This is a genomic window from Acetivibrio cellulolyticus CD2 (assembly GCF_000179595.2).
Taxonomy (GTDB): Bacteria; Bacillota; Clostridia; order Acetivibrionales; family Acetivibrionaceae; genus Acetivibrio; species Acetivibrio cellulolyticus.
The window spans coordinates 679,527-705,810 of record NZ_JH556659.1 but is presented as its reverse complement, the minus strand read 5'-3'; the positions used below and the strand labels follow the sequence as shown (position 1 = coordinate 705,810).

29 protein-coding genes, 2 tRNA genes and 1 riboswitch are annotated in these 26,284 nt (G+C 36.0%); of the genes, 4 read left to right on the top strand and 27 right to left on the bottom strand.

The genetic code is table 11. From position 1 onward, the window contains the following. Positions 1-99 precede the first annotated feature (99 nt). The 3 genes from ACECE_RS0223035 to ACECE_RS0223025 all read right to left on the bottom strand — a co-directional run bounded on the left by ACECE_RS0223035 (position 100) and on the right by ACECE_RS0223025 (position 2,334). Complete coding sequence (locus ACECE_RS0223035; protein ID WP_010251544.1) at positions 100-1,212, bottom strand: M20/M25/M40 family metallo-hydrolase; 1,113 nt, start codon at positions 1,210-1,212, stop codon at positions 100-102. A gap of 24 nt (positions 1,213-1,236) precedes the next feature. After that, the gene (gene trmL / locus ACECE_RS0223030; RefSeq protein ID WP_010251541.1) at positions 1,237-1,731 is read right to left on the bottom strand and encodes a tRNA (uridine(34)/cytosine(34)/5-carboxymethylaminomethyluridine(34)-2'-O)-methyltransferase TrmL; all 495 of its coding nucleotides are present in this window, start codon (positions 1,729-1,731) and stop codon (positions 1,237-1,239) included. A gap of 138 nt (positions 1,732-1,869) precedes the next feature. Then, entirely contained in the window at positions 1,870-2,334 is a 465-nt protein-coding gene (locus ACECE_RS0223025) for a chemotaxis protein CheX (protein ID WP_010251538.1), read from the bottom strand. 489 nt (positions 2,335-2,823) lie between these two features. Here ACECE_RS0223025 and splB point away from each other — a divergent pair, with 489 nt between their 5' ends. Continuing rightward, the gene (gene splB / locus ACECE_RS0223020; RefSeq protein WP_010251535.1) at positions 2,824-3,852 is read left to right on the top strand and encodes a spore photoproduct lyase; all 1,029 of its coding nucleotides are present in this window, start codon (positions 2,824-2,826) and stop codon (positions 3,850-3,852) included. Between the two features lie 99 nt (positions 3,853-3,951). Here splB and ACECE_RS0223015 read toward each other — a convergent pair whose 3' ends face one another. The 18 genes from ACECE_RS0223015 to ACECE_RS0222930 form a co-directional block, all read right to left on the bottom strand. Beyond that, the gene (locus tag ACECE_RS0223015) at positions 3,952-4,512 is read right to left on the bottom strand and encodes a stage V sporulation protein AE (RefSeq protein ID WP_010251531.1); all 561 of its coding nucleotides are present in this window, start codon (positions 4,510-4,512) and stop codon (positions 3,952-3,954) included. Positions 4,513-4,533: 21 nt separating this feature from the next. Beyond that, positions 4,534-4,905, bottom strand: coding sequence for a stage V sporulation protein AE (gene spoVAE, locus ACECE_RS0223010; RefSeq protein ID WP_010251528.1), 372 nt, complete (start codon positions 4,903-4,905; stop codon positions 4,534-4,536). 22 nt (positions 4,906-4,927) lie between these two features. Continuing rightward, on the bottom strand, positions 4,928-5,947 hold the full coding sequence (gene spoVAD / locus ACECE_RS0223005) for a stage V sporulation protein AD (RefSeq protein WP_010251524.1): 1,020 nt from the start codon (positions 5,945-5,947) through the stop codon (positions 4,928-4,930). Positions 5,948-5,957: 10 nt separating this feature from the next. After that, a complete protein-coding gene (gene spoVAC / locus ACECE_RS0223000) occupies positions 5,958-6,401 on the bottom strand; it encodes a stage V sporulation protein AC (protein ID WP_010251521.1) in 444 nt (147 codons plus the stop codon). Further along, a complete protein-coding gene (locus ACECE_RS0222995; RefSeq protein WP_010251518.1) occupies positions 6,382-6,570 on the bottom strand; it encodes a hypothetical protein in 189 nt (62 codons plus the stop codon). Before ACECE_RS0222995 ends, spoVAC begins: the two co-directional genes overlap by 20 nt. Positions 6,571-6,704: 134 nt before the next feature. Next, entirely contained in the window at positions 6,705-7,445 is a 741-nt protein-coding gene (gene sigF, locus ACECE_RS0222990; protein ID WP_010251515.1) for an RNA polymerase sporulation sigma factor SigF, read from the bottom strand. Between the two features lie 290 nt (positions 7,446-7,735). Next, on the bottom strand, positions 7,736-8,176 hold the full coding sequence (gene spoIIAB, locus ACECE_RS0222985; RefSeq protein ID WP_010251512.1) for an anti-sigma F factor: 441 nt from the start codon (positions 8,174-8,176) through the stop codon (positions 7,736-7,738). A gap of 12 nt (positions 8,177-8,188) precedes the next feature. Continuing rightward, on the bottom strand, positions 8,189-8,524 hold the full coding sequence (gene spoIIAA / locus ACECE_RS0222980; RefSeq protein ID WP_010251509.1) for an anti-sigma F factor antagonist: 336 nt from the start codon (positions 8,522-8,524) through the stop codon (positions 8,189-8,191). A 262-nt stretch (positions 8,525-8,786) separates the two neighbouring features. Further along, a complete protein-coding gene (locus ACECE_RS0222975; RefSeq protein WP_010251505.1) occupies positions 8,787-9,050 on the bottom strand; it encodes an HPr family phosphocarrier protein in 264 nt (87 codons plus the stop codon). Beyond that, positions 9,051-10,004 (bottom strand): DNA-binding protein WhiA, encoded by a 954-nt coding sequence (gene whiA, locus ACECE_RS0222970; RefSeq protein ID WP_010251502.1) that lies wholly within the window; start codon positions 10,002-10,004, stop codon positions 9,051-9,053. A gap of 95 nt (positions 10,005-10,099) precedes the next feature. Beyond that, entirely contained in the window at positions 10,100-12,067 is a 1,968-nt protein-coding gene (locus tag ACECE_RS0222965; protein WP_010251499.1) for an amylo-alpha-1,6-glucosidase, read from the bottom strand. Between the two features lie 37 nt (positions 12,068-12,104). Continuing rightward, positions 12,105-13,397 carry a gluconeogenesis factor YvcK family protein gene (locus ACECE_RS0222960; RefSeq protein ID WP_010251495.1) on the bottom strand — a complete coding sequence of 431 codons (1,293 nt, stop codon included), beginning with the start codon at positions 13,395-13,397 and terminating at the stop codon, positions 12,105-12,107. Further along, complete coding sequence (gene rapZ, locus ACECE_RS0222955) at positions 13,394-14,269, bottom strand: RNase adapter RapZ (RefSeq protein WP_010251492.1); 876 nt, start codon at positions 14,267-14,269, stop codon at positions 13,394-13,396. The genes ACECE_RS0222960 and rapZ overlap by 4 nt, the downstream gene beginning before the upstream one ends. A gap of 42 nt (positions 14,270-14,311) precedes the next feature. After that, a complete protein-coding gene (gene murB / locus ACECE_RS0222950; RefSeq protein WP_407636682.1) occupies positions 14,312-15,214 on the bottom strand; it encodes a UDP-N-acetylmuramate dehydrogenase in 903 nt (300 codons plus the stop codon). A gap of 109 nt (positions 15,215-15,323) precedes the next feature. After that, the gene (locus tag ACECE_RS0222945; RefSeq protein WP_010251486.1) at positions 15,324-16,049 is read right to left on the bottom strand and encodes a phosphatase; all 726 of its coding nucleotides are present in this window, start codon (positions 16,047-16,049) and stop codon (positions 15,324-15,326) included. Positions 16,050-16,112: 63 nt separating this feature from the next. Further along, complete coding sequence (gene hprK / locus ACECE_RS0222940) at positions 16,113-17,045, bottom strand: HPr(Ser) kinase/phosphatase (protein ID WP_010251483.1); 933 nt, start codon at positions 17,043-17,045, stop codon at positions 16,113-16,115. Positions 17,046-17,303: 258 nt separating this feature from the next. Beyond that, positions 17,304-17,377: transfer RNA gene (locus ACECE_RS0222935), tRNA-Gly, on the bottom strand. Positions 17,378-17,419: 42 nt separating this feature from the next. Then, positions 17,420-17,494: transfer RNA gene (locus tag ACECE_RS0222930), tRNA-Gly, on the bottom strand. A gap of 288 nt (positions 17,495-17,782) precedes the next feature. Between ACECE_RS0222930 and ACECE_RS0222925 the strand changes: the two genes are divergently transcribed. From ACECE_RS0222925 to ACECE_RS0222915, 3 genes are all read left to right on the top strand, one after another. After that, positions 17,783-18,406 carry a PilZ domain-containing protein gene (locus ACECE_RS0222925; protein WP_010251480.1) on the top strand — a complete coding sequence of 208 codons (624 nt, stop codon included), beginning with the start codon at positions 17,783-17,785 and terminating at the stop codon, positions 18,404-18,406. A gap of 269 nt (positions 18,407-18,675) precedes the next feature. After that, positions 18,676-19,692 (top strand): ROK family protein, encoded by a 1,017-nt coding sequence (locus ACECE_RS28685; RefSeq protein ID WP_010251477.1) that lies wholly within the window; start codon positions 18,676-18,678, stop codon positions 19,690-19,692. Continuing rightward, entirely contained in the window at positions 19,683-20,894 is a 1,212-nt protein-coding gene (locus tag ACECE_RS0222915) for an MFS transporter (RefSeq protein ID WP_010251474.1), read from the top strand. The genes ACECE_RS28685 and ACECE_RS0222915 overlap by 10 nt, the downstream gene beginning before the upstream one ends. Before the next feature lie 222 nt (positions 20,895-21,116). Here ACECE_RS0222915 and ribH read toward each other — a convergent pair whose 3' ends face one another. The 6 genes from ribH to ACECE_RS0222885 all read right to left on the bottom strand — a co-directional run bounded on the left by ribH (position 21,117) and on the right by ACECE_RS0222885 (position 26,213). Then, positions 21,117-21,584 (bottom strand): 6,7-dimethyl-8-ribityllumazine synthase, encoded by a 468-nt coding sequence (gene ribH, locus ACECE_RS0222910; RefSeq protein WP_010251471.1) that lies wholly within the window; start codon positions 21,582-21,584, stop codon positions 21,117-21,119. Next, a complete protein-coding gene (locus ACECE_RS0222905) occupies positions 21,574-22,815 on the bottom strand; it encodes a bifunctional 3,4-dihydroxy-2-butanone-4-phosphate synthase/GTP cyclohydrolase II (protein ID WP_010251468.1) in 1,242 nt (413 codons plus the stop codon). The genes ribH and ACECE_RS0222905 overlap by 11 nt, the downstream gene beginning before the upstream one ends. A gap of 87 nt (positions 22,816-22,902) precedes the next feature. After that, the gene (locus ACECE_RS0222900; RefSeq protein ID WP_010251465.1) at positions 22,903-23,559 is read right to left on the bottom strand and encodes a riboflavin synthase; all 657 of its coding nucleotides are present in this window, start codon (positions 23,557-23,559) and stop codon (positions 22,903-22,905) included. 63 nt (positions 23,560-23,622) lie between these two features. Further along, entirely contained in the window at positions 23,623-24,732 is a 1,110-nt protein-coding gene (ribD, locus tag ACECE_RS0222895; protein ID WP_010251463.1) for a bifunctional diaminohydroxyphosphoribosylaminopyrimidine deaminase/5-amino-6-(5-phosphoribosylamino)uracil reductase RibD, read from the bottom strand. Positions 24,733-24,843: 111 nt separating this feature from the next. Next, positions 24,844-25,005: riboswitch (FMN riboswitch) on the bottom strand. Positions 25,006-25,142: 137 nt separating this feature from the next. After that, positions 25,143-25,760 (bottom strand): PilZ domain-containing protein, encoded by a 618-nt coding sequence (locus ACECE_RS0222890; protein WP_010251462.1) that lies wholly within the window; start codon positions 25,758-25,760, stop codon positions 25,143-25,145. Between the two features lie 57 nt (positions 25,761-25,817). Further along, a complete protein-coding gene (locus ACECE_RS0222885) occupies positions 25,818-26,213 on the bottom strand; it encodes a secondary thiamine-phosphate synthase enzyme YjbQ (protein ID WP_010251461.1) in 396 nt (131 codons plus the stop codon). Between the last annotated feature and the right edge of the window lie 71 nt (positions 26,214-26,284).

Here is a 26,284-nt window from a genome sequence, read left to right as displayed (position 1 = left end):
CCTCCATATCTACATTTCAAAATATTAGTTTTACTTTCATATATTTAAAATCTCATCTATCAATTAACTGCACAATTCAAAAGCAACAATACTCATCTACTACTCGACTGAAGCAATTATAGAAACCAAAAATTCTGTTGCTTTCACCATGTCATCAATACAAATCCGTTCTTCAACACTGTGTACCTTATCCATACCTACACTTATATCAACAGCCTCTATACCCTTTTCATTTATTATATTCGTATCGCTGCCACCTCCAGTCGCTTCAAGTTTAAGTTCTATACCTACCTTATTTGAAGCTTCCTTAAGTATTTTGATTATATCATCATCTTCACCAATACTAAATGAGGGATATAGAAGCTCGGATTTGAACTCAACCTTACCTCCAAACTTTTCTGCCGCCTTTTCAAAACAATCTTTCATATGCTTTGTCTGAGTCTCAAGCTTCACCATATTTCTACTTCTCGCCTCCGCTTTTATCTCAAGCCGTTCACATATTATATTGGTTGCCTGCCCACCACTTATTATACCTAAGTTTGCAGTAGTTTCATCATCGATTCTTCCGAGTTTCATACCCGAAATTGCTTCTGCTGCAATCTGAATTGCGCTAACTCCCTTTTCCGGTTCAATACCTGCATGTGCTGCCATACCTGTTATTACTACATCAATCTTGTTTTGCGAAGGTGCAGTAATAGCTACATGCCCAATACTCCCTCCATCATCCATTACAAAAGCAAATTTTGCATTTATTCTGTCTGTATCAAGATTTTTTGCTCCCCACAGTCCACCCTCTTCGGCAACAGTAAAAGCAATAAAAATATCTCCATGGGGCACCTTTTTCTCTTTTAAAACCCTTATAGCTTCGAGGATGCATTCTATTCCTGCAACATCGTCTCCACCCAATATTGTACTTCCATCAGATTTTATAATATTTCCATCTACTATTGGCTTTTTCCCAATACCTGGCACCACTGTATCCATGTGAGCCATCAATAGCACCCCTGGTGCATTTTTATTTCCAGCAATCTTACATATCAGATTTCCAGCATTACCACCAATTTTTTTTCCGGCATCATCTTCTTCAACTGAAAACCCCATATCGTCCAGCTTTATTTTCAAACGGTCCGCCATTTCCCTTTCCTTAAAAGTCAAACTATCAATCCTGACCAGTTCAAGAAATTCATCTACCATTCTCTGTCTGTTAATCATTTAAGATCACCTCATATTTATTCGTTACCAGTTGTATTTTGTTAACTTTCCATGAGTTGTCATTCCATCAAAGTTTTTTTGCCGTAAAGTCTCATAAACAATTATTGCCACTGAATTGGAGAGGTTAAGGGATCTGATCTCTCCTATCATAGGAATCCTTATACACCATTCTCTATTATCTACTAAAATATCCTCCGGCAAACCCTTAGTCTCTTTTCCAAACACTAAAAAGCAATTATCCGGATATTCAATTTCAGCATAGTTTTTTACAGCTTTAGTTGTAGCATAATAAAATGAACAACCAGTATACTTTTCTTTTAACTCCTGAAAGCTATCATAATAAGATATGTCTACCTCATTCCAATAGTCCAGGCCTGCACGTTTTAAATACTTATCTTCAACAGAAAAACCCAGCGGTTTTATCAAATGCAGCCTTGCACCAACAGCAGCACAAGTTCTAACAATATTTCCCGTATTTTGGGGTATTTCAGGTTCAACCAACACTATATTTATAGCCAATTTTACTCCTCCTAAAACTAATTGTAAATTCTTTTCATAAATTATATATTAAAATCAACTGACAATAAAGGAGGTAACAAAAAAAGATGGTCTATTCAACCATCTTCTTTAACATCTATCCAACTTAATCTTAATATGCTACTCAATAACAGAAATATCGATTTCCAACTGGTCCTCTCCATTAAATAATAACGGTACACAAATAGTCTTCATTTTTGTGGGCGAAATTTGCAAATTGTCTCCCATCAGAAACGAAGGTGGTGTGATCTCTATCCCAATACCTTTACTGTATAAAATAGTTGCAGCATTTCCCAGTATCATGTTAGTAAGCTCAGATATAGCGCTCTTAGATATCTCATCAAGCTCAGTTACCGGCATACCGCACATCATAGCTGATGCTATGCCAAGAGCTACATTCTTAGTCATTGAAAATACTGCCTGACCTCTAATCTTTCCTGTTAGTCCAACAAAAATCACTACACTGTCACTCGTATATGGGGAATCTTTCAACGTAACATTTCCCAGCTTTGCATCTATATTTGCTGCCTGTTTTAAAACCGTTTGACTCGCTTCTATGAATGGATTTATATATTCAACATTCATAAACTGATACCACCTTCTCTACATATACTGAATTGCAGAATAAAAAATATTTAAAACCAGGTGTTTAACATTTATCTGAAAATAACCACCAATTTTGTACTGCTTAAAGAAATTTTAAAGACATACAAGCATTTACTTGATAAGCATGATAAACAAGTATTCTTAATTAAAAACTATCTAAGATGTAAGAAAGCAAATTGACTGTTTAACATACAAAAACACGCAGAAATAAGTATGTCATTTTTATAATTCTATAGATAGTTTCTAAAATCCTTCTTTTTAGTATACATTTTTCACAATATTTTTATAATAAATACGTCATAACAATTGTACCATATTTGCCATATTTCCACAGCTTTTCACAAACCGGTCTTTTATTAGGAATAATATTATTAACTCTTAGGAATAATACTAAGAAATGCTGAAAATAAAACTTCGGCGAATCCTAATAAAATAACATTACATCAATTTGGGAAGGATGTATTTATAATGAAGCTATTTTCCCCGGAAAGAGTATTTTTTGAACCGACATCTCTAAAATATCCACTAGGTCAAAAACTCTTAGAGTACTTTTCTGCAAGAGATATAGAGATTATTAAAGCTCCTATTCAAAAAGTGCTCCAATCAATCCCTGGCGAAACTGAAAATCATAAATATGCACATGCTAAGAAAACTCTGGTAATTACTACAAAAAAAGCACTTAATCTTGACATATGCAAGCCTTCAGCAGATTATGAATTTTCACTTGTTACCAACTGTCCTGGAAATTGTGAATACTGCTACCTTCATACAACTCAATCGTTCAAGCCCTACCTGAGAGCTTATGTAAATATTGACGATATTTTTAATTCAATTAAGAAGTATATAGATAAAAATAGTGGTAATGTAACTACCTTTGAAGTTGCAAGTGCAGGCGATCCTCTTGCGATTGAACACATCACAGGAAGCCTGGCAAAAACAATCGAATTTTTCGGAAGCCTTAACAATGGCAGGTTAAGAGTAGTTACAAAGTTTGACAATGTAGATTCGTTGCTAGACCTCAAACATAATAGTCATACACGCTTCAGGTTTAGTATAAATTCCAGGTATGTAATTGATACTTTCGAGCACAATACAGCAAATATTACTGAACGGATTGAAGCTGCATCAAAAATTGCAAATGCCGGCTATCCACTAGGCTTTATTGTGGCTCCCCTTATGGTTTATGACGGCTGGAAGGATCAATACAAAGAACTATTTGAGGCGCTGGCAAAAAGATTAGATCTAAAAAATATTAAAGAACCTATTACATTTGAGCTTATTCAACATAGATTTACTTCCACGGCCAAAAATGTTATTTTAAACAGGTTTCCAAATACCAAACTCGATATGGAAGAATCTAAAAGAGCTATAAAATGGGGAATGTATGGCAGATATAAATATGTTTATCCCAAAGAAACTTCCGATGAAGTAAAAGATTATATTTCCCAGTTGATAAATAATAATTTTCCTGATTCAAGAATAGAATACTTTACATGAACATCAAAAAATATCTATATTCCACTAGTACAAGGGGTAGGAATTACTCCTGCCCCTTGATTATGCCATATATGAAATTTTTTTAACTTACGATTTTTATTAGGACATCCCATTTCTTTTCAAGATTTCTCGCAATGCCATCGTAGTTATTGGTGAACCTTTGGTAATTTCATCAGTTGATTCCATTTTTCCCGGGTCCCCAATTCCCACTATAACAAGATCTTTCATGTCTTTTAATATACTCAAGGTATCTCCGCATATTTTTTCGCCTTGAATATCATTACCGTATTTATCCACTCCGGTTTCTATAATTTTTCCTTCTTTTGTTATTGAACAGGTTATCGGTATCCCCTTACACTCCTTACCGTTTGAAGAAACTGCCACTACACCTAAAACATCAACGCTGTCATCGCTGATAATCGTCTCCATAGCCATCTCACCCTCACCTTTACCCTTAGTACCCCTGTCATCAACCATAACAACAACAGGATCGTGAGGAGCAGTTTTTATAAGATTTAAGATTTCTTCTCCAGACAAAACAGTCGGATTGCCTGCAGAGGCTGAAATACATCTTCCTCCTACATTTGAAGTTGCCAGTTCAACTGCACTCCTTGCAACTGGATCACCATCAGTGACCAGTATAACCTTTCTTTTTTCCATGTTATCAACTCCCAAATCAATCTACCTTTTCGCTTTTGGATTAAATGCAACGGATGTAAGATACCCAAAAAATATAGCTGCAGTTATACCTGCTGCTGCCGCTTTTACCCCACCGGTAAATGCGCCTAAAAGCCCTATGCTTTCTACATCCCTAAACGTACCCTTGACAAGGTTATAGCCAAACCCTGTTAAAGGTACTGTTGCCCCTGCACCACCTATCTCAACCAATTTTTGATACACCCCAAGTGACCCCAAAATCGCACCCGCCGTCACAAATATTACAAGTATCCTTGCTGTTGTAAGCTTGGTCTTGTCAATAAGTATTTGCCCTGCAGAACAAATAACGCCTCCAACTATAAAAGCATTTATATAAGTCCATATATTTCCGCCCATTCTCATCACCCGGTTTTCAAAATTATTGTATAAAATTAGAAATGCTTATTGCATGAGCTACTGAAGGTATTGATTCTCCTTGCTGTGAGCTTGTAGTACTAAGCAGCGCACCTGTAGCTACAAATAGAACGTTATTAATAACGCCTTCCATAAGCTTTTTGTAAATAAAGCCGGCAAATACTGTTGCAGAACACCCACATCCGCTTCCACCTGCATGTGCATCCTGCCTTTCACGGTCAAATATCATTACTCCACAGTCATTATATATATTACTGATATTGTAGCCCTGCTCTTTAGTAAGCTCATTGCATATTTCTTTTCCAATCGCCCCAAGATCTCCAGTAACAATTAAGTCATAGCTTTCCGGAGTAAATCCTGTATCCCTAAAATGTGTAACAATTGTATCCATAGCAGAAGGAGCCATAGCCGCTCCCATATTATTTACATCCTTTATACCCATATCAACAATTTTTCCGGTCGTAACATGTGTAATATATGGACCGCCTCCTTTGTTGGAAAGCACTACCCCTCCCGAACCCGTAACTGTCCATTGAGCAGAAGGAGGCCGCTGTGTTCCCAATTCCAACGGAAATCTGAACTGCTTTTCTGCAGAACAAAAATGGCTTGAGGTAAGACACACAACATTATTTGCATAAGCGCCATCGATCAGCATAGACCCTAAACTCAAGGATTCAGCCATCGTTGAGCAGGCACCGTAAACACAAAAAATTGGAACTCCCGATTCACGAAGACCAAAATTAGCTGCTATACATTGATTAAGCAAATCCCCAGCAACAATGTAATCCATATCGCCTGCTGCTTTATCTGCCTTTTTTAATGCCTTGGCAAAAGTCTCCCTCATTAACTTACTCTCCGCTTTCTCCCAACTTTTCTCACCCCAAAGCTCGTCATCTATAATTTCATCAAAATAAAGCCTAAGCGGTCCCTCCCCTTCTTTCGGACCAACAATAGATGCCGTTGAAATAATGCTTGGAGGGTTCTGTAGTTTTACTGTCTGTTTTCCAATTCTTTTAGTTGCCATAAAATACTCCTCAACTCAGCATAAAATGAATTATTCCTGCAATTACCGCTGTAGAAATTCCATATACCAATACGGGTCCAGCAATAACAAACATTTTGCCTCCAACACCAAGTATATATCCCTCGCTTTTAAACTCCATTGCAGGAGATACTATGGAATTTGCAAAACCTGTTATAGGTACTATTGAACCACCTCCGGCAAAACGTCCTATATCATCGTAGACATTTAATCCTGTTAATAGTGCTCCCAAAAAAATCATCAATATAGACGTTAGGCTTGCTGTTTCATCCTGTCCAAAGCCTTTTGCTTTAAGAATATTTGTTATAAACTGGCCTACTATACAGATAAATCCACCAACAATAAATGCTCTAATCACATTTCTAACGGTTTTGGAATTAGGGGTTTTATCATCTACATACTTCTGATATTCCTTCTTAGTTAAAGTCTTCTGCATTTATACCTCCATCAAATATTAAATGATACTTGGTTTCTAAAACAAAAACTCCTTTTGAGGGAATTTTACTTGATTTTGGCATCAAGTAAACAATTAACAAAAACAAAGAAATTATAACCAAACTAATAAACAAAATTAAACCCTTGTGTCTTTCCAATACGCCTATCATAATTAATTCCACCCCTTTCCAAAACAATACTTGATAATATTTCAAGCAATTACTCATTATGAAATTAGTATTGGAAAAATAAAAAAACAATATGCAAAAACATATTGTTTAATATTACTTAAAATAGGTTTAATCTACATGTATTTAATTTTTTTCTTGATTTCATCCAAAATTTTCTTTTCAATTCTCGATACCTGAACCTGCGATATTCCAAGCATTTTTGCAATTTGAACCTGTGTTTTTTCTTTAAAATACCTCAGTATAATTATCTGCTTTTCTCGTGGTTTAAGTGTATTAAGAACCAGTCTTAAGTCAATTTTATCAACAAGATCCACTTCTTCATCATTGCTCTCATTATTCAATTTATCTATTAAAAGAACAGTAGATGTGTCACTATCGCCCACAGTATTATACAAAGATTCCGGCGAGCAATTAGCTTCCATCGCCATTACTAATTCTTCTGCAGCAACATCCATGCGTAAAGAAATCTCACTTATCGATGGCTCCCGCCCCAATTCTTTCATCATAATCTCTTTTGTAACCCTTATTTTATTAGATAGCTCTTTTAATGAACGGCTAACCTTAATAATTCCATCGTCCCTTATAAACCTTTTTATTTCTCCAATAATCATAGGCACTGCATAAGTAGAAAATTTGACATCAAAAGAATCGTCAAATTTCTTTATAGCCTTAATAAGGCCAATACATCCTATCTGGTATATATCATCAGTTTCATATCCTCTGTTTTGAAATCTTTTAACTATACTCCAAACAAGACCCACATTTCTTTCCACCAATATAGACTGAGCTTGTTTATCCCCTGATTTGGCCTTTTTTATTAATTCCAGAGTTTCCATATCAAATAATTCATCCATATTAACTCCTATAACCGCATTAGTTTTTTCAAGCTACATTTTACAGTATTCAATTAATATTACTAAATTCAAATATTGTAAAATGACGTTCATCTGTTTATAAATTGCATAATGCTTTATATAATACCTCTAGTGCAGCTTACATACAAAAAAATGTACTCCATGTACAAATTATTACCGCTATGCTAGTATCTATACATCAAATCATTCAAATTATTGATTTTTTTCTAACTTTATCCATATACACATATAAATAAGTATGCTAAATGCCCCAAAGCTTTTATTTTCCTTTAAGATTGTTTATCTAAAGAAGTAAACTTCTTATACATTGACACTCTAGTACCTTTACCAACTTCAGATACAACTTCCACCCTATCCATGAAGCTTTCCATTACTGTAAAGCCCATACCGGACCTTTCCATCTCAGGTTTTGACGTATACATTGGCTGCATTGCTAAGGTAACATCTGATATACCCTGTCCCTCATCTTCAACAAATATTTCTACACCATCCCTATATAAAACGCATTCCATTCTCACCAATCCGTTTGAATTTTCATAACCATGTATAATTGCATTGGTTACAGCTTCTGAAACGGCTGTCTTAACATCTGCGAGTTCTTCTAAAGTAGGATCAATCTGAGATACAAAAGCTGCTGCTACAACCCTTGCGAAAGCTTCATTGCTCGATTTGCTTGAAAACTCCAATTTCATTTGATTTATAGGTTGCATTTTTATTCCCCTTTACATTTTATTAATAGCTACATCTATATTATCATAAGCGGGTATAATTTTAAGTAATCCCGACATCTCAAAAATTCGCATCAATTGATCACTAACATTAGCAACTGACAATTTACCGTTTAGCTTCTGGACATTTTTAAATCTTCCCATTATTACACCAATTCCAGAACTATCCATAAATGTTACCTTTGAAAAGTCGAATATCACATTTTTTGTTGTAGCTTTAATCAGTTCAGAATCAATCTTCTCCCTGATATACTCTGCCGAGTGGTGATCAAGTTCACCCATAACGCCTGCGATTAACGTGCTTCCCTTGTAAGAAATTTTTACTTTCAATTTTTATCCCCTCCACCTGTGTTGTAATTATGTTCATTCTTTATTTCCCAAACTTCTCCTTCAAAAAATAATGTAATGTTTTGTAATATGCAAAAAAATTTTTTCTAACAAAAATCTCAGCGCATTTAGACCCCATTCGATTTTTGAACATTTGCCTGGCAAATTACACAAAAAAACGACAGGGTCGTTAATTAAAACAACCCTGTCATAATATAAGCTAAATTTTTATGTATTAAAGCGTTCTCCATCATAACCTTGAATTTTATTCTCCAAAACCAGCTGTAATCAGGTCAACAATCTCACTTACAGCAAGTTCTTCATCTTCCCCTTCTGCTACAATAACTATTTCAGTTCCCTTAGATACTGCTAGAGATATGAGTCCCATTATACTTTTGGCATTTACTTTCTTATGACCAATCTTAATCCATATATTTGAAGTAAATTTACCAGCAGTCTGAACAAACAAAGCAGCAGGTCTTGCATGTAACCCTGTTGGATTAGTTATTTCAATAGTCTTCTCAACCAATCATAACTCTCCTTTCATTGATCTAGTATTTTCTGCAATCTCATCTAGCTTTCTAAGCCTGTGATTAACTCCCGATTTACCTAATGGTGGACTTAACATCTCACCCAACTCTTTAAGGCTTGCATCACTATATTCAAGCCTTAACTCAGCTATTTGTCTAAGGTTTTCAGGCAAATTATCAAAGCCTAGGTTGTCTCTTATATATTTGATATTATCTACCTGCCTTATAGACGCATCTACCGTCTTTTGCAGGTTTGCGGTTTCACAGTTTACTATCCTGTTAACATTATTGCGCATTTCTTTAATTATACGTACATTTTCCAACTCAAGAAGTGCACCATGTGCCCCAATTATATTGAGAAAGTCTACAATATTCTCTCCTTCTTTTAGGTACACAACATAATATCCCTTTCGCTTTATAACCTTTGCGTTCAAATTAAAAAAAGCTATCAAATCATTAACTTCTTTAGCAAGTGCATTTTGGTGACTGATTATCTCCAAATGATATGTCTTTTCAGGATCACTCATTGACCCCGCAGCAAGAAAAGCACCTTTCAAGTATGCTTTCTTACAACACCTCTTTTTCTTATCTAATTCATAGGGTAAATAACCAACTTTCGAAGCATTAATATTTGTTATGTTAATGTCATTTAAAATCTTCATTAATCCTATCGAAGAAGTCAAAACCAATATATACAGGACATGCTTTTTAAGCTTCTTACTCCTTCTTACACTGATTTCGGCATTTACACCATACAGAACTTTTAGCAAAGAGAACACTCGCCTTGCAAAAGCAGCATTCTCCGTTGTAATTTTCAAATAAACCTCATTCGGACTTATAGCTTTAATCAGGCCGCTTATTCTAATAGCTGCCGCTAATTCGCTGAGCATACAGCATCTGCCATTTGCATCAGATCTGCAAAGTTCATTTTTTACTGACGATGAAAACGACAAATTAGACACCTCAATCAAAACAAATTGTATTGTGATTATATATCATTTTTTCAAAAAACGCCAGTATAACTTATTTTTTTCACTTTATCTATTCCTTATCTATTCCTTATATCTTCAACATATGCTCTCAAAATTTCTGCAACACTCCATGCCTGAGCACAGCATCCTCTAGGAATCAAAGGCTCATCGCCATCAAATATCTCTGAAATAGAACCTATACAAGCATCATTTAAATGATCCTTAATAAATTCAATAAAACCCATTGCAGTCTTCTTTGCTTCTTCTGAATAGTCATTTACTTTCATATATGCTGTTATAAACTGACCTAATGGCCAGGTCCATACCGTTCCCTGATGATATGCACCATCTCTATGGTATTGATCTCCTATATATATGCCTATATAATCCTTCGATTTTGGTGAAAGACTCCTAAGCCCATTGGCTGTGTATAGTTCCTTAAACACCTTATTTACTACACTCTTCGCCATATCCCCATCAACAACTGGATATGAAAGGCTTACAGCCATAATCTGATTTGGACGAACCTTATCATCCTTATAATTTACCGTCAAACAATCAAATAAACATCTTTGTTTCTCATTCCAGAAATTCACAGCAAAAGACTTTTTGACTTTTTTCGCCAAATCATCATAGTATTTACTGCTTTCACCATAATACTCTGAAAGTACAGCCATAACCCTTAATGCATTATACCATAAAGCATTGATTTCTACTGCTTTGCCATGCCTCGGAGTAACAACCCAATCTCCTACCTTCGCATCCATCCATGTTAGCTGCGTATGCTCATTACCTGCAGTTATCAAAAAGTCATTATCCATTTTAATGTCATACCTTGTACCTTTGGCAAACGAACTAACAATCTCCTTGAGACCATTATAAATATTTTCTTTTACAAAATTGTAGTCTTTCGTATAATTGATATACTTATTTACAGCCTCAAAATACCATAAAGGAGCATCAACACTATTATACGGAGGCTCATTACCTGCATCAGGAAACATATTAGGTATTAACCCATCCTTGACATACTTTGAAAACGTATACAGGATCTCTTTTGCATCATCAAATCTCCCCGTAGCAAGAGTTATGCCCGGAAAAGCAATCATTGTATCCCTTCCCCAATCTGTAAACCATGGGTAACCTGCAATTATAGTTTTAGCGTTTGTGGATTCCCTATGCACAATAAAATTGTCTGCACTCTTAACAAGAGTTTGTGCAAACTCATCATCATATCCCGCTTTTTTCACCAGTCCATTCAATCTTTCAATTTCATCATTGATAATCTTCAGACCGTCTTTTGATTTTATTTCTTTTTCAACTGTCGCAATTACAGTAATATACTTTTCCTCTCCGGGTTTAATGCTTATATCAAAATATCCGGGTATATAGTGGTCTTCTATTGAACCTAAACCTCTTTCCCTTTCAATAGCATACTCCATATTATAAAACCAGCTATAGTCAATCGGTTTAAATCCGCCCCCATTGCAAAATAAGCTGATATCAATATCATAACACTGGGGTTTTAGTGTTACCATTTCTTCTTTTACAACAGTTTTGTTAAAGTTTAGGTATTCTTTCTTTGAACTATAATGATAGTCTCTGAAGTTAATAAGCGGCGTCAGTCTTAAGTTTGCACTATCTTGTCCGTTTTTGATATGGTATACAATTGCCACTGTATTTTCGCCATATACCATACTAACTGTTTTCTCTATATATACTTCTCCTACCCTATATATGAACCTTGGCAGAGGATCCCGCTCAAAACCTTCCATATGAAGATAACCCTTCATTATAAAACCGGGTACTTCATAGGAAAACAAATCAAACGACTCATCTCCAATTGTTATACTCTCATCTATTTTAGATATTATCAGGTGCCTGTTAACTGGAGGTTTTAATGATGCAACCAAAAGTCCATGATACCTCCGTGTATTGGCTCCAATAATGGTTGAAGATGCAAATCCACCGATTCCATTGGTCAGTAGCCATTCTTTCTGAATACCCTGCTCAAAAGTTCTCCAACTTGATTTGCCGTATCTCATATCATATCCTCCTTTTATTAGCTTGCTACCTTTACTGCTAGGCACTCGTGATAGTAAATGAATCCTTTTTTTCTTCGTTAGTGCAATTATTTTCACAAAGATTTATAATTATTTTCGAAAGTCTTTTAGTATCATGTCTAATATAATTGTTATTTATACAAACAAAATCATCATCAATAACTTTTATCCCTTGCCTTTCCAATGCTTCTGCATCAACCTTTACGGTAGTTGCACCATCTTCATAATATTTTTTCTTAAGGCTATCTGGAATCTCTGCAGAATTAACAATACAATACTCAATTATGCCTTTATATGAATGCTTTTCAATCGCCTTTACATGGTCTGATACACTATAATCCTCTGTTTCTCCCGGTTGTGTCATAACATTACACACATACGCCTTTATTGCATTGGATTTTCTAATAGCATCGCCAATTCCCGGAACAAGGAGGTTTGGAATTATGCTGGTATAAAGGCTCCCAGGCCCAAGTACAATCATATCTGCTTCAAGAATTGAGTCTATAGCTTCTTGCAAAGGCTTAATCAATATGGGCTCTAAATATACACTTTTTATTTTTCCCCTATGGAAACTGTTATGCTTGCCAATTCTTGACTCCCCTTTTACAAGATAGCCATCTTCAAGTTCTGCACATAGTTTTACATCCTGAAGTGTAACAGGTAAAACTCTTCCCGTAACAGCAAGTACATCGCTCATTTTTTTCACTGCCTCTTCAAAACTGTCAGATATCCCATCCATAGCAGCAAGGAAGAGGTTCCCAAAACTTTGACCTTTCAGCATTCCATCCTTAAACCTGTACTGCAGCAACTTTTCCATAACAGGCTCCGTATCTGCAAGCGCCAGAATACAGTTACGTATATCCCCCGGTGGCAGCATACCAAGGTCTTGTCTTAAAACTCCTGACCCACCGCCATCATCCGCTACTGTGACAATAGCAGTAAGATTTGAGCTAAAAACCTTTAAACCTCTAAGCATAGTTGAGAGTCCTGTTCCCCCTCCGATTACAACAATTTTGGGACCTTTTGCAAGCATCTTTTTGCTGATAAAATCATTTTCATTTGTTTGATTATTTGAAATCTTTGACGAGCTACCTTTTAGATGGCTCTTAGAAATATTTATAAAATGCCGAATTGACGGATAAATTAAGGTACAACCTACTAATATCAGTATTACTGATAAAGCCAAATCCAGAATATCACGATATCTTAAAACCAGAAACATTCCCAATAATATGTCGAAACTCCCTGCAAGATCTAATAATAAATATATACGCCTTTTATTATTAAATCTTATTAAATTGAGAAGCCTCATTTTTTGGCCCCCTTGCCATCCTTTTCTATATCCCTATGTTCTATAACTACCCTATGTTCTTTTCCTGAAAGAAAGGCAAATAAAGCTTCTGAAATCGCAACCGATCTATGCCTTCCTCCTGTACAACCAATACCTACAACAAGCTGCGACTTGCCTTCCTTTACATAACTTGGAATCAAAAACTCAAGCATATCATAAAGTTTAGATAAAAAACCTATTGTCTCATTAAAACCCAGTACATATTCCCTAACCGCGTCACTTTTTCCCGACAACCTTCTCATGCTGTCAATGTAATACGGATTTGGTATGAATCTTACATCAAATACCAGATCACAATCAATAGGGATTCCATACTTAAATCCGAAGGATATTATATTAATTATCATTCCTTCAAATTTCTTACCTTCGACAAATATATTGGATATTTCTTCCTTAAGCTGTCTTGGTGTTAAGTTTGAGGTATCCACTATATAGGTTGCAATTCGCTTTATTTCCCTTAAAAGCTCCCTTTCCTGATTTATACCTTTCATCAATCGTCCTTCAGGCGCGAGAGGGTGAATCCTTCTGCTCTCTTTAAATCTTTTAATAAGAACTTTATCTGAAGCCTCAAGAAACAATATCTCATAAGATAAACCAGATTCCTTTAAAGCATTTAGTTCAGGGAATAAGGCATTAAAAAGTTCTCCCCCCCTAATGTCAATGACCAATGCTATCTTGTTTATCTTTCCCCTGCTTTGAACACAAATCTCCGCAAATTTAGGTATCAATACCGGGGGTAAATTATCAACACAAAAGAAGCCTAAGTCCTCCAAATACTTAACAACCAAACTTTTACCTGCCCCCGAAACCCCCGTAATTATCAAGAACCTCATTTGTACCTCCTAATAGTTAACTAAAAATAAATATACTTCTAACTAGTAATCTCCAACAATCCTTATCTCTGTTTGCAGTTCAGCATTAAACTTATCCTTAACAGTTTTCTGTATATGGCTGATCAAATCCATTATATCCTTTGATGTAGCATTTCCCGTATTTACAATAAATCCGCAGTGTTTATCGGACACCTGGGCGCCACCTATGGAATATCCCCTAAGTCCACAGTCTTCAATCAACTTTCCGGCAAAATAACCTTCAGGCCTTTTAAAAACACTGCCGGCACTGGGCATCTCCAAGGGTTGTTTATCCTTTCGTCTCCCTGTAAGATCATCAATCAATGTCTTAATAGATGTTTTATCACCCTTTTTCAGCTTAATAATGGATCTAACCACAATTCCTGATTGTTTTTGTATAAAACTGGTCCTATAGCCAAATTGATGTTCATCGCCCCTTAAGACTTTTATATCTCCATCTTTATCAATAAATTCCGTCTCAATAACCACATCTTTTATTTCACCACCATAAGCTCCTGCATTCATAGCAACTGCACCGCCTAAGGTCCCGGGTATGCCCGATGCGAATTCCAACCCGGCCAACTCATTTTCAAGAGCAATACCGGAAAGCTTAGAGAGTAATATACCACCATAAGCCTCAATGCAATCTTCCTTTACTGTATAGCCATTCAAATTATCATATATCTTAATTACAACCCCTCTAATGCCCTTGTCGGACACAAGCAGATTTGTTCCATTTCCCATAATAAAAATCGGCAGATTTTGTCTATTACATAACTTAATTAATTCACCTAACTGGGACACTGAAGCAGGTGTAATCAATAAATCTGCAGGACCGCCGATTTTAAAGGATGTATGCCTTTTCATGGGTTCATCAACTTTTATGTTTTCCTTCCCTACCAGATTCTCAAGAAGTTCTAAAAACATTTCTTTTTCCAATAATTCCAGCCCCTTACTTTTAGCCGGCATATGCCATATTATTTATATTTATCTATTATATTTTACTTTGTTCAAATGCTTTATAGAATAGATAGCGTTATCCTTTTCTTATTCTTTTCCTTTTATTCTCAATAAATTCATTAAAATTAGATACTGAAATATTCATAACAAGACTTTCAGGCATTCCAATCTCATCTAAAAGCCTTTCCACTCTGTCAAACTTACCTACCTCAAAACTTATGTGAGCATCGCTTCCGCATACTATTTTTACACCCTTTTTCTTGCACTCAATGGCAAAATTCCTGCAATTTTCTTCACAACCAGCTCTGACCATAAATGAGTGGTTATTAATCTCAATGAATTTTCCATATTCTCTAGCAGCCGAAACAACTTCTTCAATATCCACCTCAAACTGAGGAGTACCGGGATGTGCTATAGCATCAATATATGGATTTTTCAAAAGGTTAATATACGCATTTGTGTGTTGTTCCTTTGAACCTGGTGTTATACATATATCATGAAAACTTGCCATAACAAAATCAAGCCTTCTCAAATAATCATCAGGCATATCTACATTTCCATCATAATCCACAATATTAGCCTCTACACCTTTTAATACCCTTACCCCATATAATACTTCCGGAATTGACCTTAAGTTACTAAAATGATAAAAATACGGTGCGCCCTTCATTGCAGGACCATGGTCAGTAACAGCAAACATCTCTATACCATTAACCGCCGCTTCCCTCGCCATTTCCTGTACGGTACTGTATGCGTGTCCACTCGCTACAGTGTGAGTATGTGTGTCTACAACAAATTTCAATTTGTACCCTCCAATTGTACTTTATCTAAATAAAGACCTTTTTCACTCTAAACTATGCAAAACCTATTCCTGTGTCGCCTTGTTAATTTCCCCTAGAACCCTCTCATTTAAAACCTTAGCAGCATTATAACCCATTTTCTTCTGTCTGTTATTCATTGCTGCGACCTCAGCTATTATAGCCAAATTTCTTCCTGGCCTTACTGGAATAATAAGGCAAGGCACATTTATACCAAGAATATCCGTATACTCATCTACCAAACCCAAACGGTCATAGTTCTTCTTTTCATCCCAGAATTCCAACTGAATAACCAAATTTATATTTTCAGTAACCTTTACAGATCCAACTCCATAAAGATTCTTAACATCGAGGATTCCTATCCCTCTTATTTCAATAAAGTGCCTAATGATATCAGGTGCTGTACCAACAAGCGATTTATCGGACACTCTCCTTATCTCAACAACGTCATCAGCTACAAGTCTATGCCCTCTTTTTACAAGCTCAAGGGCAGTTTCACTTTTACCAACTCCGCTTTCTCCCAGTATCAAAATACCTTCCCCATATACTTCAACAAATACTCCATGCTTGGTTATCCTTGGAGCCAACTGCACATTGAGGTACCTTATAACTCCGCTTAAAAACCTCGAAGTAATATCATTAGTCCTAAGGATAGGTATTTCATACTTGCGTGATACATCTATCATCTCGGGGAAAACATCCAATCCCCTTGCAACAACCATACATGGGAAGCCGCATTTGAAGAATTCATCCAAACGAGAATACCTTTCCTCAGATGACATAGCCGCAAGGTATGTAGTTTCAACTTTCCCTATAATCTGAATTCTATCTGTTCCAAAGTACTCCAGATAACCAACAAGCTGAAGACCAGGACGGTTTATATCAGATGAAGTAATTACAATGTCATCAATCCTTTTGCAGCTAGATATATCCTCAAGCTGAAATTCATCCATGACTTCCCTTAAAGTAACAGAAAACATCATCAAATTCCCCCTAAATAAAAATCTATTGTTCCAAGGCATTTCAAAAATCTACATTTAGCAATAAAATTAAGTTCTCCTGAAACACCAATTAATGATAACCTAATCCACAATTATTATAACATATTAAATTTTTATTCCAATAAAAATATCTCGAACAAAAATGGTATAATTTCGAAAAGCATAACTCGCTTCTTATGAAACAGAGTATATATAACAGAAAAGCCGTACGAATAAATACTCATACGACTCTTCAAATGGAGCGGGTGATGGGAATCGAACCCACGCAATCAGCTTGGAAGGCTGATGTTCTACCATTGAACTACACCCGCATATAATGTAGGAATTAATCCAACAATTATCCTACATTTTTTTGGAGCGGGTTACGAGATTTGAACTCGCGACTTTCACCTTGGCAAGGTGACACTCTACCGCTGAGTTAAACCCGCATATCAACAATTGCAAAAGTAATTATACAGGCTTATAAATATTTTGTCAACATATTTTTTATAGGTATATTCTACCATTTTACTTGCAACCATTGCTGCAATATGTTATTATTTTATAAAATGATTTTTTGTCGTTTTTTGCATATTTTTATTTTTATTTTTTATCTTGTTATAAATGATTTTATGATATATTATTAATTTATAAGCTTTCTCTTTTATTTTGATCTTAATGGCACGAATATGACTTTTCACGCATTTTACTTCAATAATAGTAATGGAGTGATATTAATGGAAATTAAGACAGGAGACATTGTATCTGTTCGTCATTTCTCCGGAACAAAGCTGTTTAAAAGTCTGGTACTGGACTCTCGAAACGAAGTAATACTAGTAAAGCCTGTTGAAGATATAACACTTCTCAATTGTTCGCAAGGAGACCCTTTGGTACTCGGGTCAGAATTGGAAAACGAGATTTATATTTCAAGTTGTACAATTTTGAATTTGGACAAAGATGAAAATACAATTGAAATAAAAATCGATAATTACGAAACAACTACAAACAAAAGACTGTTTGTAAGATTTCCTGTATCACTTTACGCCGAAGCAAGAATTGGAGAATCGCAAAAGAAGCATCTTGCTATAGTTAAGAACATCAGCTATAGTGGTATGATGATATTCTCAAAAGCTGACTTTCCTTTATACCAAGAGCTTAAATTTGAAATACACGCAGGTGCAGGTGTTACAATTAATCTTAAAGCCACTATAATCAGGAAGGTAAAGGATACCTATAATTACGAGTATGGTCTTAAAATCGTCTATACGGATGTACATACTCCTAACCTCCTAAAGAAATACTTGGTGCTGCTTAAGAAAGAACAGGAAGAATCTATAAGGAAGTTCAAGGAGTTAAGTTAGATCTTATTCAAAAACAAAATCAGCTATTTTTTAAAAATAATTAGAGTGTCGAAGCACTTAGAAATAAAAGCCTCGACACTCTAATTTTAGAGTTTATTATCCTTTCTTAATTTTATATTTAAGCGAAACTCCATACAAAGTTCCTTTTGCAGTGTTTGACTTTTATTACAAGTTAGCGTACACTTAATATATCAACTTTATAAAGTTGTTGTATTAAGTTTGCATTTTGATAATTACATCATGCAGACTAATCAAAAGGGGTGCAATAATTGTTAAAAGCAGATCGAACACAAATGAAAGAGATAAATAAGAATATCTTAAGACAAGTCTTAAAAGAGCGTAGAAAAGCTACGAAACCTGAATTGTCTACATTAACCAAATTAAGTGTAGTCACTGTTAATTCGCTGATTAGTGAAATGGTTTCTGCAGGTGAAGTAATAAAAGGTGATGAAATTCCATCAAATGGGGGGAGACCTTCAAAGCAATATGTTTATGACGGAAACTATAGAAAAGCAATCATCATTTACGGACATCAAGATAATTATCAGAATCTTTTTAACATGTTGATTATTAATTCATTCGGAGAATGCATAGATCGCAAAAAGGGATATTATTCAAATGTTGTTACAGATACTTTTGATACATGGATAGAGTCTGCTTTTAAAACTCATGAAAACATTTGTTCAATAGTATTCGGTCTTCCCGGTGCAGAGGAAAATGGTGTTATTTATGTGCATGATTATCCTGGTATCGTAGGGGACAAATTCTTATCTCATTATAAAGAAAAGTACGGGGTACCGGTGCTCTACGAAAATGATATCAATGCTACCGTCTTTGGATATTATGCACGTCAAAATACTGAAAGATTACATACTGTAGTTGGACTTTATTATCCACGAGTCTATGGCCCAGGAGCAGGTATTGTTATAAATGGGGACATATACAAGGGACGTAAAAACTTTGCCGGTGAAGTTGGCTGGATACCTCTAAAGCCCGCCTGGAATGAAGTGGATTATGATAATCCGGCAGAAATAGTTCTTATGTTTAGCCAAATTGCTGTTGTATGCAGTTGCATACTGGCACCGGAATGCATTGTGTTCTATGGAGACTTTTTGACAGAGGAGATCTTTGAAAATTTAGTGTTACGGGTACAAGAACTCCTTCAGGGAAAGTTTTCACCATATATTCAATTTGAAAAAAACCTGGAAAAGGACTTTGAATGTGGAATGACACAAATAGCACTCAGTGAATTAGAGAGAAAAGGGGTAATAGCAGAATGGTATTAACAATTTTACTTATCATAATTTATTTAGCATTTATCAGTCTAGGATTACCGGATTCATTGCTTGGCTCAGCATGGCCATCCATGTATCCCAATATGGAGGTACCAATCTCATATGCTGGGATTATTTCTATGATTATTGCTGGAGGAACAATTGTATCAAGCTTATTTAGTGATAAGGTTATTCGAAAGTTTGGAACCGGCTTGGTTACCTCCATTAGTGTATTGATAACAGCTGGAGCATTACTGGGATTTTCGGTAAGTAGTGAGTTTTATCAGCTCTGCCTGTTTGCAATTCCGTTAGGACTTGGGGCTGGTTCGGTAGATGCTGCTCTTAATAATTTTATCGCACTTAACTATAAAGCAAAGCATATGAGCTGGCTTCATTGTTTTTGGGGTGTTGGAGCTATGACCGGTCCAATCATCATGTCTTATTTCTTGGAACGAGGATATTTCTTTCAATCAGGTTATCGCGCGGTAGCAATTATTCAGTTTACTCTTGTTGTAATATTAATTGCCAGCTTGCCATTTTGGAAAAAAGCAGCTTCACTTAATAAGCTTCACCCCAATAAAGAACAATCCGGTGAAATAGCACACGAACATAAAATCATAAGTAAAAAAGACCTTTTGAAACTGCCTGGAGCGAAACAAGCATTAGTAGCATTCTTCTGCTACTGTTCCATAGAATCAACAACAGGCCTGTGGGGAAGCAGCTTTATGGTCATGGCCCATGGAATTCAGGTAGAAACAGCGGCAAAATGGGCATCTCTTTTCTTTTTTGGCATTACCTTTGGCAGATTTTTATCAGGATTTATTACACTTAAGATGAATAACAGGCAGATAATTCATTTAGGAGAAGTTCTACTGGCATCTGGCATACTAATGATTATGCTGCCATTTGGGCAGGTTACTTCATTAATTGGCTTGATATTGACAGGAATAGGCTGCGCACCAATTTACCCAAGCTTGTTACATGAAACTCCGGCAAACTTTGGGGCGGAATATTCTCAGTCAATTATGGGTGTGCAAATGGCATGTGCATATGTTGGGAGTACATTTATGCCCCCACTGTTTGGTATTTTTGCATCAAAAATAGGATATTCACTTATGCCTTTCTTCACCGGCAGTATACTCGTACTCATGTTTGCAATGATAGAAATGTTGAATAGGCGCGTAGATGCCAAAAATAAACTCAGTTCATTTTGAAAATCTGTAAAATAACGATAAGGATAACACAATTAGCGTGGGTTTTGTACGAAATGTTGACGACCTCAGGTTAAAGTATGCAGGACTTATTGAGTAGGCTTTTAGGTAAAAAAACGAAAAGCTATGGAAGCGCCCCATAGCTTTTATTACGCCCTCTATGTTACATAAAAGATGATAAATGTATAACTCCCAATTATCATTTAAATAGTGTTTAAAATCTGCCTATAAGTTCTTTAAAAGATTAGCCATTTCAATTGCTGTCACTGCTGCTTCATATCCTTTATTGCCAGCCTTTGTACCAGCTCTTTCAATAGCTTGCTCAATTGTATCGGTTGTCAATACTCCAAAAATAACTGGCAACCCTGAATCTAACGATACCTTTGCAATTCCTTTTGATACCTCACTTGATACATAATCAAAATGCGGTGTTGACCCTCTTATTACAGCACCCACACATACTATAGCATCAAACTTTTTTGAAGCAGCCATTTTTGAAGCCACCAAAGGTATTTCAAACGCTCCTGGAACCCAGGAAACTTCAATATTTTCTTCCTCCGCACCATGTCTGATCAAACCGTCTATTGCTCCACCTAAAAGCTTACTGCTTATAAACTCGTTAAAACGCCCAACTACTATTCCAAATTTTAACCCGCTAGCAATAAGTTTTCCTTCGTTTGTCTTAATTTCCATTTTCATCTTCCTCCTGATGTTCTATAGTATTTAATTCATTTAACAGATGTCCCATCTTCTCTTTCTTTGTTTGTAAGTAAAACCTGTTAACCTCGTTCTCTTTTATCTGAAGCGGAACCCGTTCAATCACTTCAAGTCCATATCCCCCGAGACCAACCAACTTTTTGGGATTATTGGTAAGCAACCTGATCTTTCTTATTCCAAGATCATATAATATTTGAGCCCCAATCCCATAATCTCTCAAATCTGGTGGAAATCCAAGAAGCACATTTGCCTCTACTGTATCCTTGCCTCTATCTTGAAGTTCATAAGCACGTACCTTGTTCACAAGACCTATACCTCTGCCCTCCTGACGCATATACAACAAAACACCCTTGCCTTCCTTGCTTATCTCTCTAAGCGCTGCATCAAGTTGTTCCCCACAGTCGCATCTTAAGGAATGAAAAGCGTCTCCGGTAAGGCATTCAGAATGCACTCTTACCAGGATAGGTTCATCTGAACTTGCAACATCTCCTTTTACCAATGCTACATGATGTTCACCATTTATTCCATTTTCAAAAGCAACAATTTTAAAATCCCCATATTCAGTAGGCAACTTTGCCTCTGCAGCCTTGCTTATAAGTTTTTCTGTATTCCTACGATAGCTTATAAGGTCAGCTATAGTAATAATCTTCAAACCGTGAGTTTTTACAAATTCAATTAACTGCGGAGCCCTTGCCATTGTTCCATCCTCATTCATTATCTCACAGATAACTCCTGCCGGAAAAAGTCCTGCTAGTCTGGCAAGATCAACTGCAGCTTCTGTATGTCCCGATCTTTTTAAAACTCCACCATCTTTCGCAATCAACGGAAATACATGTCCCGGTCGGACAAAATCAGCTGGTTTAGAATCGGAGTTCGTAAGCTCTTTTATTGTATTTGACCTCTCATAAGCTGAAATACCTGTTGTAGAAGATTTATGATCCACTGTTATGGTAAAAGCTGTTCTCATTTGTTCCGTGTTTTTTTCTACCATTATATTAATTCCCAGCTCTTTTGCCCGCGATTCTGTAATAGGCGTGCAAATCAATCCTCTTCCATATCGCGCCATAAAATTAATACTTTCAGGCGTAACAAGCTCTGCAGCCATTAAAAGGTCTCCCTCATTTTCCCTGTCCTCATCATCAATAACAACCACCATCCTGCCATGCTTAATTTCCTCTATAGCAGCTTCTATTGTATCAAACTTCATAAAAAGCACCTCCCAAATCTATTATTCCTTATGCTAGGGCCCAACCGAATTGGCTGTTCCCTGTTTTATTTGTTTTTTCTTATCAAATCAAGCGAATCCGTTTTCTCTGAGAAAATCAAGTGATAAAGCGTTCGGTTTGCTATTTTCCTCCGGAATATTGTTAAAAATTAGTTTTTCAATATACTTTCCAAGCATATCACACTCAATATTTATCTTACTTCCCACTTCTTTAGAACCTAAAGTTGTCACCCCGGCCGTAAAAGGTATGAGTGAAACCTTAAAACACCTGTCATCTATGTAAGCAATAGTCAAACTGGTACCATCTAATGCAACAGAACCTTTCATGATAATGTATTTTAAAATATGAGGGTTAGCCTCAATAGTAAGCCAGATCGCATTATCCTCTGCTGCCCTATCAACTAAAACTCCTGTTCCGTCAATATGCCCGGTAACTATATGGCCTCCCAGCCGATCAACCAGCCTTAAAGCACGCTCAAGGTTAACACTATTTCCAACTTTAAGGTTTTCTAATCCGGTTTTCCTCATTGTCTCCGGCATTACGTCTGCAGTAAATTGATCACTGCCCTTCTCCGTCACAGTAAGGCATATTCCGTTCACAGCAATGCTGTCACCCAACTTAACATCATCCATTATTTTATCACATTGTATTGCAAGCTTGATAGACTTGCTGCCGTGAACTATTCCTCTAATCTTTCCAATTTCTTCAACTATACCTGTAAACATAATTCGCTCCTTGGATTTACACAAAATCACTTCTCTAAAAAATATATGAGATAGTAGTGGAACTTATATTTTCAACATTTCTGTATAACCTTCAACAAGTATATCTTCCCCATACCTTGAAACAGAAACATCTTTAAGTTTTACTGCATCACTCATTAAATTTATACCTCTTCCTTCAACAGGTGTAACAGCTTCTTTTCCACCTAATATTTTCGGAGCAATAAAAAACATAGCCTTATCAACTATACCTGCTTCCAAAGCTGCAGCATTCAGATTTCCGCCACCTTCTAAAAGTATGCTGTCTATCTCAAGTTTATACAGCTCTTCTGTTAATTTTACAAGATCTACACGTCCATCTGCACCATCAGCTTTAATTATTTTTACACCCTTATCAATAAGGTACATTTCCTTTTCTTTAAGTATATTAGATGTGGTTGCCAAAACAACTACTGCTTTTGAGTCCGAATTCAAAACCCTGCTATCTTCTGGAATAATTCCTTTACTGTCCACAACTATCCTTATAGGATCAGTTCCAACTTTATCATTAAGCCTCGTAGTAAGCATAGGGTTATCTTTTACTATTGTATTTATTCCAACCATTATAGAAGCAACCCTATCTCTGATAATATGTACATATCCTCTCGAAGCTTCTGAGGTTACCCACTTTGAATCCCCCGACACTGATGCTATCTTTCCATCTATGGTCATTGCAGTTTTTAATATTACAAAAGGCTTCTTATTTACAACATAATTAATGAATATCTCATTAAGTTTTTTGGCTTCGTCCTCAAGGACTCCTACTTCCACCTCTATACCTGCATCCCTGAGCATTTGGACCCCTCTTCCCGATACTTTGGGATTAGGATCAATCATCGCTACTACAACTTTTTTAATTTTAGCTTCAATTATTGCTTTAGCACAGGGTGGAGTCCTTCCGTAATGCGAACATGGTTCAAGATTAACGTAAAGCGTTCCACCTGCCACATCCTCAACAGCGTTTTTGAATGCAGAAACCTCAGCATGGGCGCCGCCTATAACTTCATGAAAACCCTCTGCAATTATTCTTTCATCCTTTACTATTACTGCACCTACTAAAGGGTTCGGATTTGTTCTGCCCCATCCCTTTTTAGCAAGTTCAATTGCTCTGCTCATATAGTAATCATTTTTATTCAACTATATCACCATTCACCTTAAAATTTTTCAGCATCCCTAACTAAAAGAAAATTAAAAAAACCCTGGATTAACTCTTCCAGGGATACATTACCATTCAAACAACGAATAATAATTCATCTTCTTTCATCCAGACTTTTCGTATTTATTAATTAACTAAACACGATATACTGTCGGCTCCGGAATTTGACCGGATCTGCCATAACGGCTCGCGGGCTTGCAGTCTTGTAGCTGCCTACCGCCGGTAAGGATTCTCACCTGTCCCTGAAGATAAATAATACAAATCTTATTATTTAATTTATACAAATATACCATAATTATTTAGCAGATGTCAATCCAAATTTTAGGAATGCATTTCACTCAAATCAAATTCCTGCTATTATTACATACATATACTTCTTTAATAAAACTTTCTACTCTTTTTGCTTTTTTATAGAATCCTCTTGATCCTCTTTCAGTCTCTTCAAATACTCCTTCATAAAATTCATGGAATTTACATCTTCATACATTATTCTAAGTCCATACTTATTATACACAGAACTTGAAACCTTCCTCATAATCTCACATTTCAAAAATAACATATTCTTTTCCATGTAAACATCAACCTCTAGCTGATCTCCCAGTGAAAATTCAGCCTTACAATAAATAAGCATCCCATAGTAGCTAATATCTTTAATTGTAGCTAAACACTTCTTTTTTTCATGCTTAACACGAATATCTGCATAAAGAGATACAGGAAAGCGTTCATGTCTTCTCTGATCCGCCTCGGAGTCAATCTTGTCCATAACTACTTCAATTGTTCCTTCTTTAGCATTTATATTTAAAATCTTGCATCCTAGAACCTGGAGCCTAGCTTGTGATTCAACCCCAATTACCACAGGATCGCCTACACAAAAATTCAATATTGCAAAATCCTTAGTAAGCTTAATCTTCAAAATATCTTCACTTGTTCCAATTACAATACTTCTGAATGGATTTACTCCGGAATAGTGGCGGACAGATATAACATCTCCGGGATTTATAAGTTCCATCAAAGTTCCTCCTATTATCGGCATATATAACATGTACCCTTAGAACAGCATATACCTCTATCCACAACATACTTTGATATAAATTTCTCTGTTGCGAGGTCCATCAAACTCACAAAAATATATCCCCTGCCATCTTCCAAGCATCAGTTCTGCTTCTTCAATTATAATCTGTAGGGAGAATCCAAACATGCTGGCTTTGATATGCGCTGCAGAATTCCCCTCGCAGTGCTTGTATCCATCGCCAAACGGCACTATTTTATTAATCTCTTTTAGAATATCATCTACAACATCAGGGTCTGCATTTTCGTTGATTGTCAGACCTGCTGTAGTGTGAGGAACAAATATATGACAAATGCCTGATTTTACACCACTTTTACTTACTGCTTCCTGTATTTTTGAAGTAATATCTATCATTGCCGTCCTTGACGGAGTCTTAATTGCAAGTATTTGCAAATAACATCACCCAAGTATATTATAGTACTTCGAAAAAGTGCTGTAAAGTGTATTGTATAATGAATAATTAC

What these genes read in the sequence shown, in the direction of transcription:
- ACECE_RS0222905 (WP_010251468.1), bottom strand. Translation starts at nt 22,815, where the DNA reads ATGAAGTTTGATACAATAGAAGCTGCTATAGAGGAAATTAAGCATGGC.
- sigF (WP_010251515.1), bottom strand. Translation starts at nt 7,445, where the DNA reads ATGGATGAATTATTTGATATGGAAACTCTGGAATTAATAAAAAAGGCC.
- ACECE_RS0223015 (WP_010251531.1), bottom strand. Translation starts at nt 4,512, where the DNA reads ATGGAAAAAAGAAAGGTTATACTGGTCACTGATGGTGATCCAGTTGCA.
- ACECE_RS0222915 (WP_010251474.1), top strand. Translation starts at nt 19,683, where the DNA reads ATGGTATTAACAATTTTACTTATCATAATTTATTTAGCATTTATCAGT.
- ACECE_RS0222925 (WP_010251480.1), top strand. Translation starts at nt 17,783, where the DNA reads ATGGAAATTAAGACAGGAGACATTGTATCTGTTCGTCATTTCTCCGGA.
- ACECE_RS0223025 (WP_010251538.1), bottom strand. Translation starts at nt 2,334, where the DNA reads ATGAATGTTGAATATATAAATCCATTCATAGAAGCGAGTCAAACGGTT.
- ACECE_RS0222900 (WP_010251465.1), bottom strand. Translation starts at nt 23,559, where the DNA reads ATGTTTACAGGTATAGTTGAAGAAATTGGAAAGATTAGAGGAATAGTT.
- ACECE_RS0222890 (WP_010251462.1), bottom strand. Translation starts at nt 25,760, where the DNA reads ATGGAACTTATAAATCCCGGAGATGTTATATCTGTCCGCCACTATTCC.
- spoIIAB (WP_010251512.1), bottom strand. Translation starts at nt 8,176, where the DNA reads ATGCAACCTATAAATCAAATGAAATTGGAGTTTTCAAGCAAATCGAGC.
- spoVAC (WP_010251521.1), bottom strand. Translation starts at nt 6,401, where the DNA reads ATGCAGAAGACTTTAACTAAGAAGGAATATCAGAAGTATGTAGATGAT.
- ribH (WP_010251471.1), bottom strand. Translation starts at nt 21,584, where the DNA reads ATGGAAATTAAGACAAACGAAGGAAAACTTATTGCTAGCGGGTTAAAA.
- murB (WP_407636682.1), bottom strand. Translation starts at nt 15,214, where the DNA reads ATGTTTTTAGAACTTCTTGAGAATCTGGTAGGGAAGGAAAACATAAAA.
- ACECE_RS0222960 (WP_010251495.1), bottom strand. Translation starts at nt 13,397, where the DNA reads ATGAGGCTTCTCAATTTAATAAGATTTAATAATAAAAGGCGTATATAT.
- spoVAD (WP_010251524.1), bottom strand. Translation starts at nt 5,947, where the DNA reads ATGGCAACTAAAAGAATTGGAAAACAGACAGTAAAACTACAGAACCCT.
- ACECE_RS0222965 (WP_010251499.1), bottom strand. Translation starts at nt 12,067, where the DNA reads ATGAGATACGGCAAATCAAGTTGGAGAACTTTTGAGCAGGGTATTCAG.
- ACECE_RS0223035 (WP_010251544.1), bottom strand. Translation starts at nt 1,212, where the DNA reads ATGATTAACAGACAGAGAATGGTAGATGAATTTCTTGAACTGGTCAGG.
- splB (WP_010251535.1), top strand. Translation starts at nt 2,824, where the DNA reads ATGAAGCTATTTTCCCCGGAAAGAGTATTTTTTGAACCGACATCTCTA.
- hprK (WP_010251483.1), bottom strand. Translation starts at nt 17,045, where the DNA reads ATGTTTTCTGTTACTTTAAGGGAAGTCATGGATGAATTTCAGCTTGAG.
- spoVAE (WP_010251528.1), bottom strand. Translation starts at nt 4,905, where the DNA reads ATGGGCGGAAATATATGGACTTATATAAATGCTTTTATAGTTGGAGGC.
- ACECE_RS0222995 (WP_010251518.1), bottom strand. Translation starts at nt 6,570, where the DNA reads ATGATAGGCGTATTGGAAAGACACAAGGGTTTAATTTTGTTTATTAGT.
- rapZ (WP_010251492.1), bottom strand. Translation starts at nt 14,269, where the DNA reads ATGAGGTTCTTGATAATTACGGGGGTTTCGGGGGCAGGTAAAAGTTTG.